General features: G+C 67.8%; 17 protein-coding genes. 5 read left to right on the forward strand and 12 right to left on the reverse strand.

Features of this window, described 5'->3' with window-relative positions; all coding sequences use genetic code 11:
• Positions 1 to 13 precede the first annotated feature (13 nt).
• The 7 genes from acpP to ABE543_RS13190 all read right to left on the reverse strand — a co-directional run bounded on the left by acpP (position 14) and on the right by ABE543_RS13190 (position 5,105).
• The gene (gene acpP, locus ABE543_RS13160) at positions 14 to 253 is read right to left on the reverse strand and encodes an acyl carrier protein (RefSeq protein ID WP_053519101.1); all 240 of its coding nucleotides are present in this window, start codon (positions 251 to 253) and stop codon (positions 14 to 16) included.
• A gap of 152 nt (positions 254 to 405) precedes the next feature.
• Complete coding sequence (gene fabG, locus ABE543_RS13165) at positions 406 to 1,149, reverse strand: 3-oxoacyl-ACP reductase FabG (protein WP_053519099.1); 744 nt, start codon at positions 1,147 to 1,149, stop codon at positions 406 to 408.
• A gap of 82 nt (positions 1,150 to 1,231) precedes the next feature.
• A complete protein-coding gene (gene fabD / locus ABE543_RS13170; RefSeq protein WP_053519097.1) occupies positions 1,232 to 2,176 on the reverse strand; it encodes an ACP S-malonyltransferase in 945 nt (314 codons plus the stop codon).
• A gap of 188 nt (positions 2,177 to 2,364) precedes the next feature.
• Entirely contained in the window at positions 2,365 to 3,147 is a 783-nt protein-coding gene (locus tag ABE543_RS13175) for a serine/threonine protein phosphatase (RefSeq protein WP_065182460.1), read from the reverse strand.
• Positions 3,148 to 3,222: 75 nt separating this feature from the next.
• Entirely contained in the window at positions 3,223 to 4,200 is a 978-nt protein-coding gene (locus tag ABE543_RS13180; RefSeq protein ID WP_053519093.1) for a beta-ketoacyl-ACP synthase III, read from the reverse strand.
• A 93-nt stretch (positions 4,201 to 4,293) separates the two neighbouring features.
• Positions 4,294 to 4,488, reverse strand: coding sequence for a 50S ribosomal protein L32 (gene rpmF, locus ABE543_RS13185; protein WP_005408308.1), 195 nt, complete (start codon positions 4,486 to 4,488; stop codon positions 4,294 to 4,296).
• A 107-nt stretch (positions 4,489 to 4,595) separates the two neighbouring features.
• Complete coding sequence (locus ABE543_RS13190) at positions 4,596 to 5,105, reverse strand: YceD family protein (protein WP_049404889.1); 510 nt, start codon at positions 5,103 to 5,105, stop codon at positions 4,596 to 4,598.
• Between the two features lie 113 nt (positions 5,106 to 5,218).
• Between ABE543_RS13190 and ABE543_RS13195 the strand changes: the two genes are divergently transcribed.
• A complete protein-coding gene (locus ABE543_RS13195) occupies positions 5,219 to 5,788 on the forward strand; it encodes a Maf family nucleotide pyrophosphatase (protein ID WP_053519091.1) in 570 nt (189 codons plus the stop codon).
• Between the two features lie 17 nt (positions 5,789 to 5,805).
• Here ABE543_RS13195 and ABE543_RS13200 read toward each other — a convergent pair whose 3' ends face one another.
• Positions 5,806 to 7,647: a glycosyltransferase family 39 protein gene (locus ABE543_RS13200; RefSeq protein ID WP_053519089.1), complete on the reverse strand. Its 1,842-nt coding sequence runs from the start codon at positions 7,645 to 7,647 to the stop codon at positions 5,806 to 5,808.
• Positions 7,648 to 7,689: 42 nt separating this feature from the next.
• Between ABE543_RS13200 and ABE543_RS13205 the strand changes: the two genes are divergently transcribed.
• Genes ABE543_RS13205 through ABE543_RS13220 form a run of 4 tightly spaced genes read left to right on the forward strand, consistent with a single transcriptional unit; the run spans position 7,690 to position 12,053 of the window.
• Positions 7,690 to 8,643, forward strand: a complete 954-nt coding sequence (locus ABE543_RS13205; protein ID WP_065175954.1) for an AAA family ATPase — start codon at positions 7,690 to 7,692, stop codon at positions 8,641 to 8,643.
• A 2-nt stretch (positions 8,644 to 8,645) separates the two neighbouring features.
• Positions 8,646 to 9,590: a DUF58 domain-containing protein gene (locus ABE543_RS13210; protein WP_053519085.1), complete on the forward strand. Its 945-nt coding sequence runs from the start codon at positions 8,646 to 8,648 to the stop codon at positions 9,588 to 9,590.
• Positions 9,583 to 11,532 (forward strand): DUF3488 and transglutaminase-like domain-containing protein, encoded by a 1,950-nt coding sequence (locus ABE543_RS13215; protein WP_346475776.1) that lies wholly within the window; start codon positions 9,583 to 9,585, stop codon positions 11,530 to 11,532. The genes ABE543_RS13210 and ABE543_RS13215 overlap by 8 nt, the downstream gene beginning before the upstream one ends.
• Positions 11,529 to 12,053 carry a Slp family lipoprotein gene (locus ABE543_RS13220; protein ID WP_053519081.1) on the forward strand — a complete coding sequence of 175 codons (525 nt, stop codon included), beginning with the start codon at positions 11,529 to 11,531 and terminating at the stop codon, positions 12,051 to 12,053. Before ABE543_RS13215 ends, ABE543_RS13220 begins: the two co-directional genes overlap by 4 nt.
• A 78-nt stretch (positions 12,054 to 12,131) precedes the next feature.
• Here the strand turns inward: ABE543_RS13220 and ABE543_RS13225 are convergent, their stop codons facing one another.
• The 4 genes from ABE543_RS13225 to dnaX all read right to left on the reverse strand — a co-directional run bounded on the left by ABE543_RS13225 (position 12,132) and on the right by dnaX (position 15,558).
• A complete protein-coding gene (locus ABE543_RS13225; protein WP_053519079.1) occupies positions 12,132 to 12,491 on the reverse strand; it encodes a histidine triad nucleotide-binding protein in 360 nt (119 codons plus the stop codon).
• A 64-nt stretch (positions 12,492 to 12,555) separates the two neighbouring features.
• Positions 12,556 to 13,155: a recombination mediator RecR gene (recR, locus tag ABE543_RS13230; protein WP_053519077.1), complete on the reverse strand. Its 600-nt coding sequence runs from the start codon at positions 13,153 to 13,155 to the stop codon at positions 12,556 to 12,558.
• A gap of 60 nt (positions 13,156 to 13,215) precedes the next feature.
• On the reverse strand, positions 13,216 to 13,536 hold the full coding sequence (locus ABE543_RS13235; protein WP_010483846.1) for a YbaB/EbfC family nucleoid-associated protein: 321 nt from the start codon (positions 13,534 to 13,536) through the stop codon (positions 13,216 to 13,218).
• Between the two features lie 6 nt (positions 13,537 to 13,542).
• Positions 13,543 to 15,558: a DNA polymerase III subunit gamma/tau gene (gene dnaX, locus ABE543_RS13240; RefSeq protein WP_053519075.1), complete on the reverse strand. Its 2,016-nt coding sequence runs from the start codon at positions 15,556 to 15,558 to the stop codon at positions 13,543 to 13,545.
• Between the last annotated feature and the right edge of the window lie 65 nt (positions 15,559 to 15,623).

Genomic DNA, 15,623 nt, shown 5'->3' on the forward strand with positions numbered 1-15,623 from the left:
CTGCCGTCTGACATCAGGCCTTGACGTGGGCCTTGATGTAGTCGATGGCGGCCTGCACGGTGCTGATCTTCTCGGCTTCTTCGTCCGGGATTTCGCACTCGAATTCTTCTTCCAGCGCCATCACCAGCTCGACGGTGTCCAGCGAGTCAGCGCCCAGGTCATCGACGAACGATGCGCTGGTGGTGACTTCTTCTTCCTTGACGCCAAGCTGTTCGACGACGATTTTCTTGACGCGTTCTTCGATGGTGCTCATGGGATCTCGCTCCAGATGGAGTTGTGGTTCAAAAGTGGTCGCCATCAAGGGCGATGGCCGTGGGATAGTGTAGTGGAAACCGGCGCGCCCTTGCATTGCAGCAAAAATCCACGCAGATCAACCACTTGCGGCGCAATCCGTGCGCCCCTTGCTTACGGCATGTACATGCCGCCGTTCACATGGAGGGTTTCGCCGGTGATGTAGCCGGCAGCCGGGCTGGCCAGGAAGGCCACCGCATGGGCGATGTCTTCCGGCGAACCCAGGCGTTCGAGGGCGATGTCGTTGATCAGCGCGGTGCGCGCTTCTTCCGGCAGTGCCTTGGTCATGTCGGTGTCGATGAAGCCCGGCGCGACCACGTTGACGGTGACGCCACGCGAGCCGATCTCCTTGGCCAGCGACTTGCTGAAGCCGATGATGCCGGCCTTGGCTGCAGCGTAGTTGGCCTGGCCGGCATTGCCGGTCACGCCCACCACCGAGGCGATGTTGATGATGCGGCCCTTGCGTGCCTTCATCATGCCGCGCATGACCGCCTTGCTGGTGCGGAACACGCTGGTCAGGTTGGTGTCGATGATCGAGGCCCAGTCATCGTCCTTCATGCGCATCAGCAGATTGTCGCGGGTGATGCCGGCGTTGTTGACCAGGATCGAGATCGGGCCGAATTCCTTGGCGATGCCATCCAGCACGCTGTCCAGTGCGGCGGCATCGGTAACGTTCAGCGCGCGGCCGTGACCACCGTGGGCCGCCAGGCGCTCGCCGATCGCCGCAGCGCCGGACTCGGTGGTGGCGGTGCCGATGACGGTGGCGCCCTGGGCGGCCAGCAGATCGGCAATGGCGGCACCGATGCCACGGCTGGCGCCGGTGACCAGTGCGATTTCACCCTGCAGGGGCTTGCTCATGATGGTTTCCTCAGACGGGGGCAGCCGCCCCACCCGCGCCGCGTGCAGCGGCCACTGGCAGGGTCGGCAGGAACAGGGGCGATCAGGCCGACCATGCCTCGCGGGCGCTTTCAAAGTCGCCCGGGGTGGCCAGCGAACGGCCGTCGATGGCCTTGTCGATGCGCTTGACCAGGCCGGTCAGCACCTTGCCCGGGCCACATTCGGCAACCTGGGTGATGCCACGGGCGGCCAGGGCCTGCACGCAACCGGTCCACTGCACCGGCTGGTACAGCTGCTGGACCAGCGCGGTGCGGATGGCATCCACGCCGTCGTGCACCTGGGCATCGACGTTCTGTACCACCGGCAGCTGCGGAGCCTGCCAGGACAGCCCGGCCATCACTTCGGCCAGACGGTTGGCGGCCTCGCGCATCAACGGGGTATGCGAGGGCACGCTGACGGCCAGCTTCACTGCCTTGCGCACGCCCTTTTCGGCCAGCAACGCCAGCGCGCGGTCGACTGCTGCCGCATCGCCACCGATCACGATCTGGCCGGGCGAGTTGAAGTTGGCCGGTACCACCACCTGGCTGCCCGCTGCTTCGGCGCAGACGTCCAGCACCAGCTGGTCTTCGGCGCCGAGCACGGCGGCCATGGCGCCCACGCCGGCCGGAGCCGCGTCCTGCATCAGCTGGCCGCGCAGGCGCACCAGGTGCGCACCGTCATGCAGGCTCAGCGCGCCAGCGGCGACCAGCGCCGTGTACTCGCCCAGGCTGTGGCCGGCCAGCACCGACGGGCGCGGACCACCCACGGCGTTCCAGGCGCGCCACACGCCGATGCTCGCCGCCAGCAGGGCCGGCTGCGTGTATTCGGTACGGTTGAGCATTTCCTCCGGGCCACCCTGGGACAGCGCCCACAGGTCGACGCCGGCACCATCGGATGCCTCGGTGAAGGCCTCACGCACCTGCGGGTGCAGCTCGGCCAGCTCGGCCACCATGCCCACAGACTGCGAGCCCTGGCCGGGGAAGACAAAAGCGAGGGTGGATACGGTCACGCGGTCATCCGCTTGTTGCAATCGAAGCGGGCCATGATAAGGGTGAATCCGCCGTGTCGTCTGTACGTGCGCGTATGCAGGGCGTATGGAGCGCGCCGGCAATGCCGGGCCGGCGAACGGTCCCGGCAACGCCGATCCATGCCCGGCGAACGGCTCCGGTAGCGCCGGGCCATGCCCGGCGGATGCAATCAGCAGAACAACTGCAGAATGTCCAGCTCGCCATCGGCAAAGAAGTCCATGCACAGCCCGACCACCATCAGCACCCCCATGGTGGTGGCGCCGTGCGCGATGAAGATCGAATGGGCCAGCGTGCGCGCCGAGCGTCCGAGCTTCATGCAGACCCGGGCCAGGCGCTGCAGGCGGCCGCTCACAGCGTGCACGTGCTCGCGTACCGGCGCCTGCACGGTGCCGATCGCCTCGGCCATCATCGCCTGCAGGCAGTCAGGCCGGTCGGCGTAGTACTTGGCCACGCCATAGCCGAACATCAGCCAGTCGCGCGCCTGGGCTTCTGCCAGATCCATCACTTCCAGCGGATCTTCCTCGAAGTCGATGAAACCGACCCGCTCGCCATCCCAGGTGAGGTTGCGCGGCAGCGGCTGGCCGAAATAGGCGCCACGGCTGTGTGCTTCGGCAAGTGCCCGCATTGCGGCCATCACCAGCCGGTCCCGCCCGGCGTCGTCGGCCTCGCGCAGGCAGGTGTTGAACGAGCTGCCGTTGTCCCCGATCACCAGCGCGGCATGGCCGCTGCCGATCACGTCGGGCACGTTCACCCCTTGTGCCTGCAGTTCGCCCAGGCGGCGGGCCTCGACCTCGCGTGCGGCGTCTCCGCCCCGGTGCGGCGGCGGGCGCAGCGCGTCCAGCTGGAACCGGCGGGCGACGAAATTGAGCAGGCCCAGGGCCATGGCTCGGCTTCCCTTGCCGTACTGCTTCAGCCAGGCGCGCTGCCCGTCGATGACGATGGGCTCAACCATGACAGGACCTCCTTAAACGCGTTACGGCCCCGGAGGGCCGCAACGACAGACTTCACGTTGTCGTAACTTGCACTATCAATAGCGCAACAGGGCCGAACCCCACGTGAAGCCGCCACCAAAGGCTTCCAGCAGCAGCAGCTGACCGCGCTCGACGCGGCCCGAGCGGACCGCAGCGTCCAGCGCCAGCGGCACCGAGCCGGACGAGGTGTTGCCATGCTGGTCGACGGTGACCACGACCTGGTCCATCGACATTTCCAGCCGCTTGGCGGTGGCTTCGATGATGCGCAGGTTGGCCTGGTGCGGGATCAGCCAGTCCAGGTCCGACTTGTCCAGGCCATTGGCAGCCAGGGTCTCGTCCACGACCGAGTCCAGCGCCTTGACGGCGTACTTGAACACGTCGTTGCCCTTCATGTTGATGGTGCCGCCGCCATTGGCGCCGTCCTTGAAACCGGCCGAAACGCCGACCGGATTCCACAGCAGTTCCTTCTTGCTGCCATCAGAGTGCAGATGCGTGCTGAGGATGCCGGTTTCCTCGTCGGCCTTGAGCACGACGGCGCCAGCACCATCACCGAACAGCACGCAGGTGGTGCGGTCGTTCCAGTCGACGATGCGGGTCAGGGTTTCCGCGCCGATCACCAGCACGTGCCTGCAGTCGCCGGAACGGATGAACTTGTCGGCCACGCTCAGCGCGAACACGAAGCCCGAGCAGGCCGCGTTGACGTCGAAGGCGGGGCAACCGGCCACACCGAGCTTGGCCTGGATGAGGCACGCGGTGGACGGGAAAATCAGATCAGGCGTGGTCGTGCCGACCACGATCATGTCGAGCTGGGAAGCGTCGATGCCCGCCGCTTCAAGCGCACGCAGCGCAGCCTGGTAGCCGAGATCGCTGGTGGTCTCGCCTTCGGCCGCAATGTGCCGCTCACGAATACCGGTGCGCGTCTGGATCCACTCGTCCGAGGTTTCGACCATTTTTTCCAGGTCGGCGTTGGTCAGGACTTTTTCCGGCAAATAGCTGCCGGTGCCCGCGATCCTCGAGTAGATCCGCTTGCTCATCATGTTTCCTGTTGCGCGGGCCGCCGATCACCGGCACGCCCGGGGAAAGAAGGCAAAGGCCGCTGCCCGTCGGGCAGCGGCCTTCCCGGCACATCAATCTTCTTCGACGGCCGAGGTCTTGGTCTGGATGACCTTCTTGCCACGGTAGAAACCGTCGGCAGTGATGTGGTGACGCAGATGCACTTCACCGGTGGTCGGGTCGGTCGACAGCTGCTTGGCGCTCAGGGCGTCATGCGAACGACGCTGGCCGCGACGGGACGGGGTAACACGGGATTTCTGGACAGCCATGGGATTGCTCCAAACTCGGTTCGTTTTGCTTCGTCGTTTCGTCGCACAGGACGCCAGCGCCCAGCACACTTTTCGCTTTCGCCGCAGCCGCCGACGACAACCGGCTGCTATTGTTTCTTCAACGCCGCCAACGCCGCGAACGGGTTGGCCTTCTTCGTTTCTTCTTCGCTCGGTGCCCAGTCCTTGTCGACTGCTTCACCGTCGGGTGACAGCGGTACCACCGGCACCGCCAGCACCAGTTCGTCCTCGACCAGGTCCAGCGGACGCAGCTGGCCATCTTCCGGCACCAGCAACGCCTCGTATTCCTCCGGCAGGGACGATTCCTCGTCCTCGTCGCGGATCAGGCCAAGCCTCTGGGTCACCTTCACCGGCAACAGGAATCGCTGCATGCTGCGCTGACAGGTCAGCGGCAGCGCGGTGTCGATGGTCAGTTCCACATAGGATACCCGCAAGACGTCGTCGCGACCGAACTCAAGCGAGTACACGCACTCGCCGTCGGTATCTGCGACCAACCCCTGCAGGCGGGTCAATTCAGCCAGGGACACCTGACCGTCGAAGCGCCTTCGCGCTACAACCATCCGCCAGGCATCCAGCGTTTCGGGCACGTTCGCGGACATAAGCCGCTGAATACTAAGGATCCGGGCGGCGGCTGTCAAATGCCCGCCACATGAGGCTTGCCGCTGGCAGTCAGCCCGGGCCAGACTGCCGCACCCTGCCCCGGTATTGTTGCATGACCCTGGTCCTGGCCTCCACCTCCCGTTACCGCCGCGAACTGCTGCAGCGGCTGGCCCTGCCGTTCGAGTGCGCGCGCCCGGAGGTGGATGAAACGCCGTTGAGCGGTGAAGCCCCGCTGGATCTGGCGGTACGCCTGGCCGCGGCCAAGGCGGCCGATGTGGCCGCCCGCCACCCGGGCGCCTGGGTGATCGGCTCGGACCAGGTCGCCGATCTGGAAGGCCGGCCGCTGGGCAAGCCAGGCACGGTCGATGCCGCTTGTGCGCAGTTGGCGGCCATGGCCGGACGCACCGTACGCTTCCACACCGCCCTCAATCTCACACGGGACGGAGAATCTTTCGCAGCGCTGGATCTGACCGAAGTGCGCTTCCGTCATCTTGATGCCGCGGAAATCGCCCGTTATGTCGCTGCCGAGCAGCCCCTTGACTGTGCCGGCAGCTTCAAATGCGAAGGACTGGGCATCAGCCTGTTCGAAGCCATCGACAGCCGCGATCCCACTGCGCTGGTCGGCCTGCCCCTGATCGCCCTGTGCGGCGTGCTGCGCAGGGCCGGATTCCGGGTGCCCTGAGCCCCGGGGTAGCGCCTTCAGCGCTTCTCCACCACGAACGGCTGCTCCTGCCATGCTTCCACGCTGCCGTCGTGGCCGTACAGGCGCAGGCCCAGCCAGTGCTTGCCCGGTGCCAGCACGGAGGTATCGAGGCTGGCATCGAAGCCCACGGCCGGATGCTGCGGATCGGTGCTGTCCGGCCAGGCCGGGCGCAGGTCGAACTCGCGACCGTAGCGTGCATCGCCGATCGAGCGGCCATCGACCAGCACCTCCACGCGCGCCAGGCCGACGCCGTCCTTGAAGGCCCAGCCCCGGATCGCCAGCGTGCCGGACACCTTCTCGCCATTGGACGGCGCATCCAGCCACGCCATCGCCGGCGTCACGCAGGGCCCCGGCGCGCGCTGCGCCGGCAGGCGGAACAGCAGGAAGCGCTGGAAGCCGTGGTCACTGCTGACAATCCGTGGTGCCGGCAGCGGCCCCACCTGTTCGCAGACCGCGTGATAGCGGTCCAGCAGCTCGCGGTACCGCTGGTCGCTGGGTGACAGCACCAGCAGCATGGGCGCGGTGCGCTCACCGGCATGCACCAGGTTCCACTGCGCCAGCTGCGCCGTGCGGCCATGCTTGTCGTTGAGCGGGTGCGGCAACACTTCGATATCGCCATCGCCCAGCTGGAAGCCCAGCTCGGCCCCCACCTTGAAGTTGCCGGCCAGGACACGCGTGCCTTCGGGCATCTGCTGCAGTTCCTCGCGGACCGCCGTGGCCAACGGCTCCCAGCCGGCGAAATTGCGCGGGTAGTACTTGCTGCCGGCCATCTGCTCGCGCAGTGCCGGCGTGGATGCCATCAGGTAGTAGCCGAACGCCAGCACCATGCCCAGCCCTGCCAGCCACCACCCTGTCCTGCGCAGCCAGCGCGGCCATCCATTGAGCACCACCGGTACCGCGACCAGCAGCGCCAGGTAGCCCGGCAGCGGCCAGTGGAAACTGATGCGCTCGACATCGGTGAAGAACCCCAGCAGGAAGATGCCCAGCGTCGATACGCCGCCCACCAGCCCGAAGTAGCGCCACTGCACGCGCGCACCACCACCGCTGCGCGTGCCGGCCAGCGCCACCTTCCACATCGCGATGCACAGAATGGGGGTGACCAGCATCGGCTGGATCACCAGGAACCACAGCCCACCCCACTCGAACGCCCAGGGATGGCGCTCGACCACCTGGAACTTCAGCCCGGCATCGTGGTTGTCCGCATTCCACGCCAGCAACGGCAACCAGGCCAGTACACCAATGGCCAGCGCGACCCAGACCCGCGGATCGGCCAGCATGCGCCGGCCCTGCGGCAACGCCAGCAACGCGATGAAGCCGACGCCGATCACACCGATGAAGCGATAGTGGCTGAGCGCACCGATCAGCAGGCCCAACGCCAGCTTCATCGCCGATGATGCGTCCACATTGTGCAGCAGGCGCGCACCCGCGTGCAGGCACAGCACGGCCGCCAGCGCCATGGGTACGTCCGGCACCGCCAGCAGCCCCAGCGTGGCCGACAGTGGCATCAGCAGAGTAAGGCTGCCTGCCTGCCAACCGGCCACGGCACCGAACCAGCGCGTGGCGATGCGCGAAACCAGCCAGGGCAGCAACGCACCTATCGCCAGGAACGGCAGGCGCAGGGCCAGCACGTGATGACCGCCGATCTCCACGCCCAGCCGGGCCATCCACGCGGTCAGGCCCGGCAGATCGGAATAGGCCGCCGCCAGGTGCTGGCCTTCCTGCCAGTAGAACGCTTCATCGACGAACAGTGGCAGGCGCGCGGCCACCACCAGCTTGGCCGCTGTGACCAGCGTCCATAACCAGAGAAAAATCGTCCGTGCGCGCTGTTCGCCCTGCATTGCTCTATGGATAATCGAGGAGATTCCAGATCAGAGACGATCATGCCAGCTTCGTCCCCCAGTCCCAGCATGCTAACCGATCAACTGCGCCAGTCCCTGCGGGAGGCCCAGGATCAGGTCAACGCGCTGGTGCTGGGCAAGGTTCCGGAAGTGCGGCTCGCCTTCGTCGCGCTGCTGTCCGGTGGACATCTGCTGATCGAGGACCTGCCCGGCCTCGGCAAGACCACGCTGGCCCACGCGCTGGCCAGCAGTCTGGGCCTGGGCTTCCAGCGCGTGCAGTTCACCTCGGACCTGTTGCCGGCCGATGTGCTTGGCGTATCGGTGTATGAGGCAGGCAGTCGCCAGTTCCAGTTCCATCCCGGCCCGGTGTTCACCCATGTGCTGCTGGCCGATGAAATCAACCGCGCGCCACCACGCACGCAGAGCGCGCTGCTGGAGGCCATGGCCGAACAGCAGGTGACACTGGATGGACAGACGCATGCGCTGCCGGACCCCTTCTTCGTGATCGCCACCCAGAATCCGGTGGACCTGTCGGGCACGTTCCCCTTGCCCGACTCGCAGCTGGACCGTTTCCTGCTGCGGCTGGCGATGGGCTATCCCAGCCCGCAGGCCGAGCGCGAGCTGCTGCGCGGCACCGATCGCCGCGACCTGATCGCACGTGCGATGCCGAAACTGGACGAAGTGCAGGTGCGGGCATTGCGTGAGGCCGTAGGCCAGGTCCACGCCAGCGACGCGCTGGTCGACTACGTGCAGGCCCTGCTGACACGCAGCCGCCAGCATGCAGGCGTGCGCGTAGGGCTGTCGCCTCGTGCCGGACTGGCGCTGCTGCGTGCAGCCCGGGCGCATGCGCTGCTGCTCGGCCGCAGCCATGTCATTCCCGAAGACGTGCAGACGCTGTTCGTGGCGGTGGCGGGGCATCGACTGGTGGCCGAAGCCGAGTCCAGCTCCGGGCCTGCGCTGGCACGCGCGATCCTGCAGACCGTCACGGTGGACTGAGCGTGGCCTCGCGCTGGGCGCGGCTGCAGCTGCTGGCACGCCCGCGTGCGCCGGAAGCACTGCCGCAGCGGTTGAACCGCCACCGCATCTACGTGCTGCCTACACGCTTCGGCCTGTTCGTCGCCACGCTGCTGTCAGCGATGCTGCTGGGTGCGCTGAACTACAACAACAACCCCGCGTTGCTGCTGGCGTTGCTGCTGGCGGCGGCGGCAATCGCCAGCGCCATTGCCGCGCACCTGCAGTTGTCGGGCGTGCAGATCGATGCGATCTCCGCCGAGCCGGTGCCTGCCGGCCAGCCGCTGCGGCTGCGCGTGGACCTGTCGCTGCGTGATCCGCGGCCACGACAGGGGCTGCACCTGCAACTGGGCGACAGCCAGGCCTGGACCTCGCTGCCGGCACAGGGGCGCGGCGAAGTGGAGCTGGACGTCCCCAGCGAACGTCGCGGCTGGCGGGAGCTGTCGCGCATCCGCCTGTCCACCACGCAACCGTTGGGCCTGGTCCGTGCGTGGTCGTGGGTGTGGCCGGAACAGCCATTGCTGGTGTATCCCCTGGCCGAAGCGTTGGCCCCCGCGCTGCCGGAGCGCGGCAACGATCCATTGCACACCCGCGCCCACGCCAGCGGCGAAGAGCTGCACCAGCTGCGCCCCTACCGCGCCGGAGACGCGCCACGCAGCATTGCCTGGAAGCACTCCGCGCGCCGCGACAGCCTGCTGGTCCGTGAGTACGAAAAGCCGGTCGGCATCGAGGTCGTGCTGGACTGGCACACGCTGGCGCCACTGCCGACCGAAGCGCGCATCGCACGCCTGGCGCGCTGGATCGACATGGCCGAACGCGGCGGTCGCCGCTACACCCTGCTGCTGCCCTCGCATCCGCCACTGGGGCCAGGACAGGGCGCCAGCCATCACCATCTCTGCCTGCGCGCGCTGGCGCTGATGCCGCATGACTGACGCCGCGCCCACGCTCGACCGCAACGCCCGCACCTGGACCCTGGCCAGCGCTGCGCTTGCGCTGCTGCCGTTGCTGCTGCAGTTGCCGCCGATGCTGGCCACGGTGATCGCGCTGGCTGCGCTGCTGACGGCTGCGCTGTCGTGGCGACGCGTGTTGCCGATGCCGGTGCGCCTGCTGCTCGTGCTGGGCATGCTGGCCGCCATCGTCTGGCAGATGGGCCTGGTCCGCCCCGGACGCGATACCGGCTGTGCACTGCTCGCCGCGATGCTTGCAATCAAGTCCAGCGAGCTGCGCAGCCTGCGCGATGCACGCAGCCTGCTGGGCTTTGCGCTGTTCTCGCCATTCGCCGCCTTCCTGCTGGACCAGGGCCCGCTGACCACGCTGCTGGCGGCGCTGGCCGGCCTTTGTGCACTGCTGGCCCTGCAGCGCCTGGCACAGGGCGAGGGTCACGCCGACGCCTTGCCGTTGCGCGGCCAGCTGAAGGGCGTCGGCCGGCTGCTGGCGCTGGGCCTGCCACTGGCGCTGGCGTCGTTCTGGCTGTTTCCGCGTCTGTCCACGCCGCTGTGGGGCGTACCCGAACGCGCGGTCAGTACGCCGGGCCTGTCCGACAGCATGGAGCCGGGGCAGTGGCTGGACCTGATGGCCGACGACACACCTGCGCTGCGGGTGCAGTTCTTCGGCGCCGTACCCGATCCGGACCAGCGCTACTGGCGAGGACCGGTGTTGACCGACTTCGATGGCCGACGCTGGACCCGTGACCGTGCCCGCACGCAGCGCCCACCCGCGATCGTCGATGCCGGTGCGCGCGGCTGGGACTACCAGATCGACTACGAGCCGACCGACCGCCGCCAGCTGGTGGCACTGGATCTGCCGACCCGTGCGCCGGAAGGCAGCACGCTGGATGCGGACATGAGCCTGCTCAGCGACCGCACGCTGTCGGCGCTGAGCCGGTGGCGCCTGCACTCGGCGCCGCCGCAGCACTTCGACAGCGCGCTCCCCCCCTACCTGCGACGCGCAGCGCTGCAGTTGCCGGCCGGCTTCAATCCACGCACCGCCACCCTCGCCCGGCAGTGGCGGCAGGAGGCGGGCAGCAACGATGAGGCCGTGGTACGTCGCGCACTGCAGTGGATCACCACCGATTTCTCCTACACGCTGGACACGCCCGTGGCCGGCCGCGACCCCATCGATGAATTCCTGTTCGGCTACAAGGCAGGCTTCTGCGAGCACTTCAGCTCGGCCTTCGTGGTGCTGATGCGCAACGCAGGCATTCCGGCCCGCGTGGTGACCGGCTTCGCCGGCGGCACGCGCAACCGGGTGGGCGACTACTGGGTCGTGCGGCGGATGGATGCCCACGCCTGGGCCGAGGTCTGGCTGCCGCAACGGGGCTGGGTGCGGGTCGATCCCACGGCCGCCGTCGCCCCCGAACGCATCCTGGACACCCTCGACGATCGCCTGCTGGCAGACGCCGGCAATCCGCTGCAGCAGCGCTGGCTGCAGCTGGGTCAGATGGGCGACTGGCTGCGCCGTGGCTGGAACGACCTGGTGCTGTCCTTCGATGCGCGCCGCCAGCAGCAGCTGTTCAAGCCCCTGGGTCTGGACGACATCGCGCCGGGACAGTTGCTGTCAGGCTTCGTGATGGCCGCGTTGGCAGCCGTGCTGTGGATGGCATGGCTGCTGGCCCGGGGCGAGCGCGAACGCGACCCGCTGCTGCGCGCCTGGCACCGCCTGGGCCGGCGCTACGCCCGGCTCGGCTTGGCCCGCGAACCGCACGAGCCGGCACTGCTCTGGGCCCGTCGCGTCCATGCGTGCCGGCCCGATCCGGCCCTGCTGGCACTCAGCCAGCGTTTCGCCGACGCGCGCTACGCTGGAACTTGCACCGACCTCGCTTCATTATTGCGGGACCTGCGCAGGCATCGCCCGACTTCCGGAGCCTCCCCATGAACACCAAGTTCCTTCTCACCGCTGTGGCCACGCTGGCCCTGTCGGCCTGCGCCACGGCCCCAAAGCCGCTGCAGGGACAGTTCAGCATGGTCTCCCCGCGCGATTCAGTCGCCACCCAGCAGGTCGGCACGCCCGTGCGCTGGGGCGGCCGCATCATCGAAACCAAGCCCGGCCAGGGCGAGACCTGCTTCCAGATGATCTCGCGCCCGCTCAACGCCTCCGGCCGCCCGAACACCACCTCGTCCGATGCCAGCGACGGCCGCTTCATCGCCTGCCGCTCCGGCTTCTACGATCCGGCGGTGTTTGAGCCCGGCCGTGACGTGACCTTCATCGGCAAGATCGATGGCTACCAGAACACCCGCATCGGCGAGTACGACTATCGCCTGCCGAAGCTGTCGGCCGATGTGATCTACCTGTGGCCGGAGCAGCGACAGGTCGACGTCGTGCCCTACCCCTATGGCCCCTGGGGCCCGGGCCCGTATGGCCCGTACTGGGGCTACGGCCGCTGGGGCTGGTGGTAACCCCCCTCCGGTACGCATGACGCAGAAGGCCGCCCACCGGGCGGCCTTCTGCTTGCACGGCATCGCGCCGGCGGGCGCTTACTTCCCGGGCGCGCCGAAATGGCCCAGCGGCGCGCCGGCCAGCAGATGCATGTGGATGTGGAACACGGTCTGCCCCGCATCCTCACGGCAGTTCATCACGATGCGGTAGCCCTGCTCGGCAAAGCCCTCGCGGCGCGCATAGTCGGCCGCCGCCAGGGCCAGCTTGCCGATCAGGTGCGCCTGCGAAGGCTGCAGGTCGTCCAGGGTCGGAATGATTTCATTCTTCGGAATGAACAGCACGTGCACCGGCGCCTGCGGCGCGATGTCCTTGAAGCCCAGCACGTCTTCGTCTTCATAGACGATGGTGGCCGGAATCTCGCGACGGATGATCCTGCTGAAAAGGGTTTCGTTGCTCATGGTCGGCCTCGGTGAAATGTCGCCTGCATTGTAGGCAACCCCCGCCCTTCAAAGGGCCAGGCCGTCAATCGCGGAATTCGCTGCGGGTGCCGAACGCGTGCGACAGCGTGCCGCGATCCACGTATTCCAGTTCGCCCCCCAGCGGCAGCCCCTGCGCCAACCGGCTCGGCCGGACCTGGCGGGCCCGCGCCAGCTGCGCCAGATAATGCGCGGTGGCCTCTCCCTCGACGGTGGCGCTGGTGGCGATGATCAGCTCCTGCACTTCGCCTTCGCCAAGGCGCTGCTCCAGCTGCTCCAGGCCCAGGTCGCGCGGACCGATGCCGTCGAGCGGCGACAGACGCCCCTGCAGCACGAAGTAGACACCCCGGAAGCCGGTGGCATTCTCGATGGCAAGGCGGTCGGCGGGCGATTCCACCACGCACAGCTGGCTGCGCTCGCGACTGCCGTTGGCGCAGGTCGGGCACAGTTCGGTTTCACTGAAATCGCGGCACTGCGCGCAGTGGCCGATGCGCTCTACGGCCAGCGCCAACACCTCGGCCAGGCGCTGGCCGCCGTCGCGTTCGCGTTCCAGCAGGTGGTAGGCCATGCGCTGCGCGGTCTTCTGGCCCACGCCAGGCAGCACCCGCAGCGCATCGATCAATTGTTCAAGCAGGGGTGCGGACACGGCAGCTTCTGGCTTTATGGGTGTGCGCGGCACCCGGCAACGCGGGCACCGCGCCGACGATCAGAACGGCAGCTTCATGCCCGGCGGAAGCTGCATGCCGGCGGTAGCCGAGCCCATCTTCGACTTCGATTCGGCATCGATCTTGTTGGAGGCATCGTTGAACGCCGCGGCGATCAGGTCTTCCAGCATCTCCGGGTCACTGGCCAGCGACGGGTCGATGCGCACCTTGCGGCACTCCTTGGCACCAGTCAGCGTCACGCTGACCATGCCACCGCCGGCACTGCCGGTCACTTCGATCCTGGCGATTTCTTCCTGGGCCTTCTGCAGGTTCTCCTGCATCTTCTGGGCCTGCTGCATCAGTTGGGCGATGTTGCCGCGCATAGTGTCTTACTCGTCAAAAGAACGGATGGAATCGGAAACGACCCGGGCGCCGTGTTGCTGGATCAGCACCTGCACTTCCGGATCGTCCATGAAAACAGCCTCTGCCACCTGTTGCCGCTCCCCGCGCTGGCGATCGGCGCGCTGGTGCAGGGTCTCGGCCGGAACGTGTTCGGTTTCCACGGTCTCGACCACGATCTTCAGCGCGTGCCCCAAGGCCTTTTCCAGCATTTCGCCAAGAGCGGCCAGCGCGCGTTCCGAGCGCAGGTACTCAAATCCGGGCGAAAGCCCCAGTTTCAAGGTCCCCTGCCGGCAGGAGATGAAGGCGGCATTGGCCGCAAGCTGCCGTGAAGGCCCGCTCAGGCCGCTGTTGGCGACCAGGTCCAGCCAGTCTTCCGCCGTCGCCAGCTCGCCGATGTCAGCCCGCGCGCCCGTCTCCGCCGACGCGACGGGCGCAGGTGGAGCGATGACGATGCCCTCGGAACGGAACGGACGCTCGGGCGCGGCTGATGCAGCGACCGGAGGCGACGGCTCATGCCAGGGCGCGACCATGGCCGCGTCCGGCGTGGCGACATCCGCAGCCAGTGCCTGGTCGCGGGCCTCGGCCTCATCCGTGGCCCACGGCGGAAGATCATCGACGGCCACCGGCACCGGGATGCCGTCGGCCTTGACCGGCGGCGGCGACACCGGTTCTTCGACCGGAACCGGCTTCGGCTCAGGCGCCGGATCAGGTTCGGGTTCGGGCGCCGGCTCTGGCTCCGGGTCGGGTTCGCGTGGGGCGGCCTGCGCAGGCACGCGGGCCGGGATCGCGGCAGCGGCGGCCACCGGGGCCGTTTCCTGGCTGCCAGCACCCGCCCCACCACCGGGCATCGCCCCCCCGGCGGCACCGCCGGCGGCATCCACCGAACGCGGCACCGGCGGCACCGACGCTGCCGGGCGGAACGCCAGCATGCGCAGCACGGCCATTTCAAAGCCCGCGCGCGGGCTCGGCGCCAGCGACAGGTCGCGACGGCCGTTCAGGGCCATCTGATACCAGAGCTGCACCACCTCCGGACGCAGCCGCCCGGCGAACGCTGCCGCGTCCAGGCCTTCAGCCGCGGCGGCAACACCCGGTACCAGCTGCTGCACCTGGATGCGATGCAGGCCTTCGGCCAAGGCCTCCAGCACGCCACTCCAGTCGGGCGAGAATTCCGCCAGTGCCGCCACCACCTGCAACAGGCGCGACCCGTCACCTTCGGCGAGGGCATCGAGCATCGCTGCCACCTGGGTGCGATCGACGGTCCCCAGCATCGTGCGCACCACATCGTCGCGCAGCGCACCACCGGCGTAGGCGATGGCCTGGTCCAGCAGCGACAGACCGTCGCGCAAACTGCCGTCGGCGGCCTTGGCCAGCTGCACGATGGCACTGCCGTCGGCTTCGATTTCCTCGGCCGCCAGGATGCGGGTCATCTGGCCCTGGATCTGGTCCTCATCCAGGCGCTTGAGGTTGAACTGCAGGCAGCGGCTGAGCACGGTGACCGGCAGCTTCTGCGGATCGGTGGTGGCCAGCAGGAACTTGACGTGCTCCGGCGGCTCTTCCAGCGTCTTCAGCAGCGCGTTGAACGCCGCCTTCGAGAGCATGTGCACTTCGTCGATCAGGTAGACCTTGTACTTGCCGCGCGAGGGCATGTACTGCGCGTTCTCGATCACCTCGCGGACGTCATCCACGCCGGTGTTGGACGCGGCGTCGATCTCCAGCAGGTCGATGTAACGACCGGCATCGATGTCCAGGCAGGCCGGGCACTGGCCGCACGGATCGGCACTGGTGCCCTGCTCGCAGTTCAGCGACTTGGCGAAGATGCGCGCGATGGTGGTCTTGCCCACACCGCGGGTACCGGTGAACAGGAACGCGTGGTGGACCCGGCCACTGTCCAGCGCATTGCTGAGCGCACGGACCACGTGTTCCTGGCCCACCAGCTCGGCAAAACGCTTCGGACGCCACTTGCGGGCAAGGACGAGATAGGACATCAGGCCACCGTCTTCCATCGGATGCTCCATTGTGCCACGCCTGTCCATCCCCCTCCGCCTGCGACGCGCCCTGAATGGGTGCT

The sequence above is a fragment of the Stenotrophomonas sp. TWI169 genome (genome assembly GCF_039674705.1).
Classification (GTDB): Bacteria; Pseudomonadota; Gammaproteobacteria; order Xanthomonadales; family Xanthomonadaceae; genus Stenotrophomonas; species Stenotrophomonas maltophilia_P.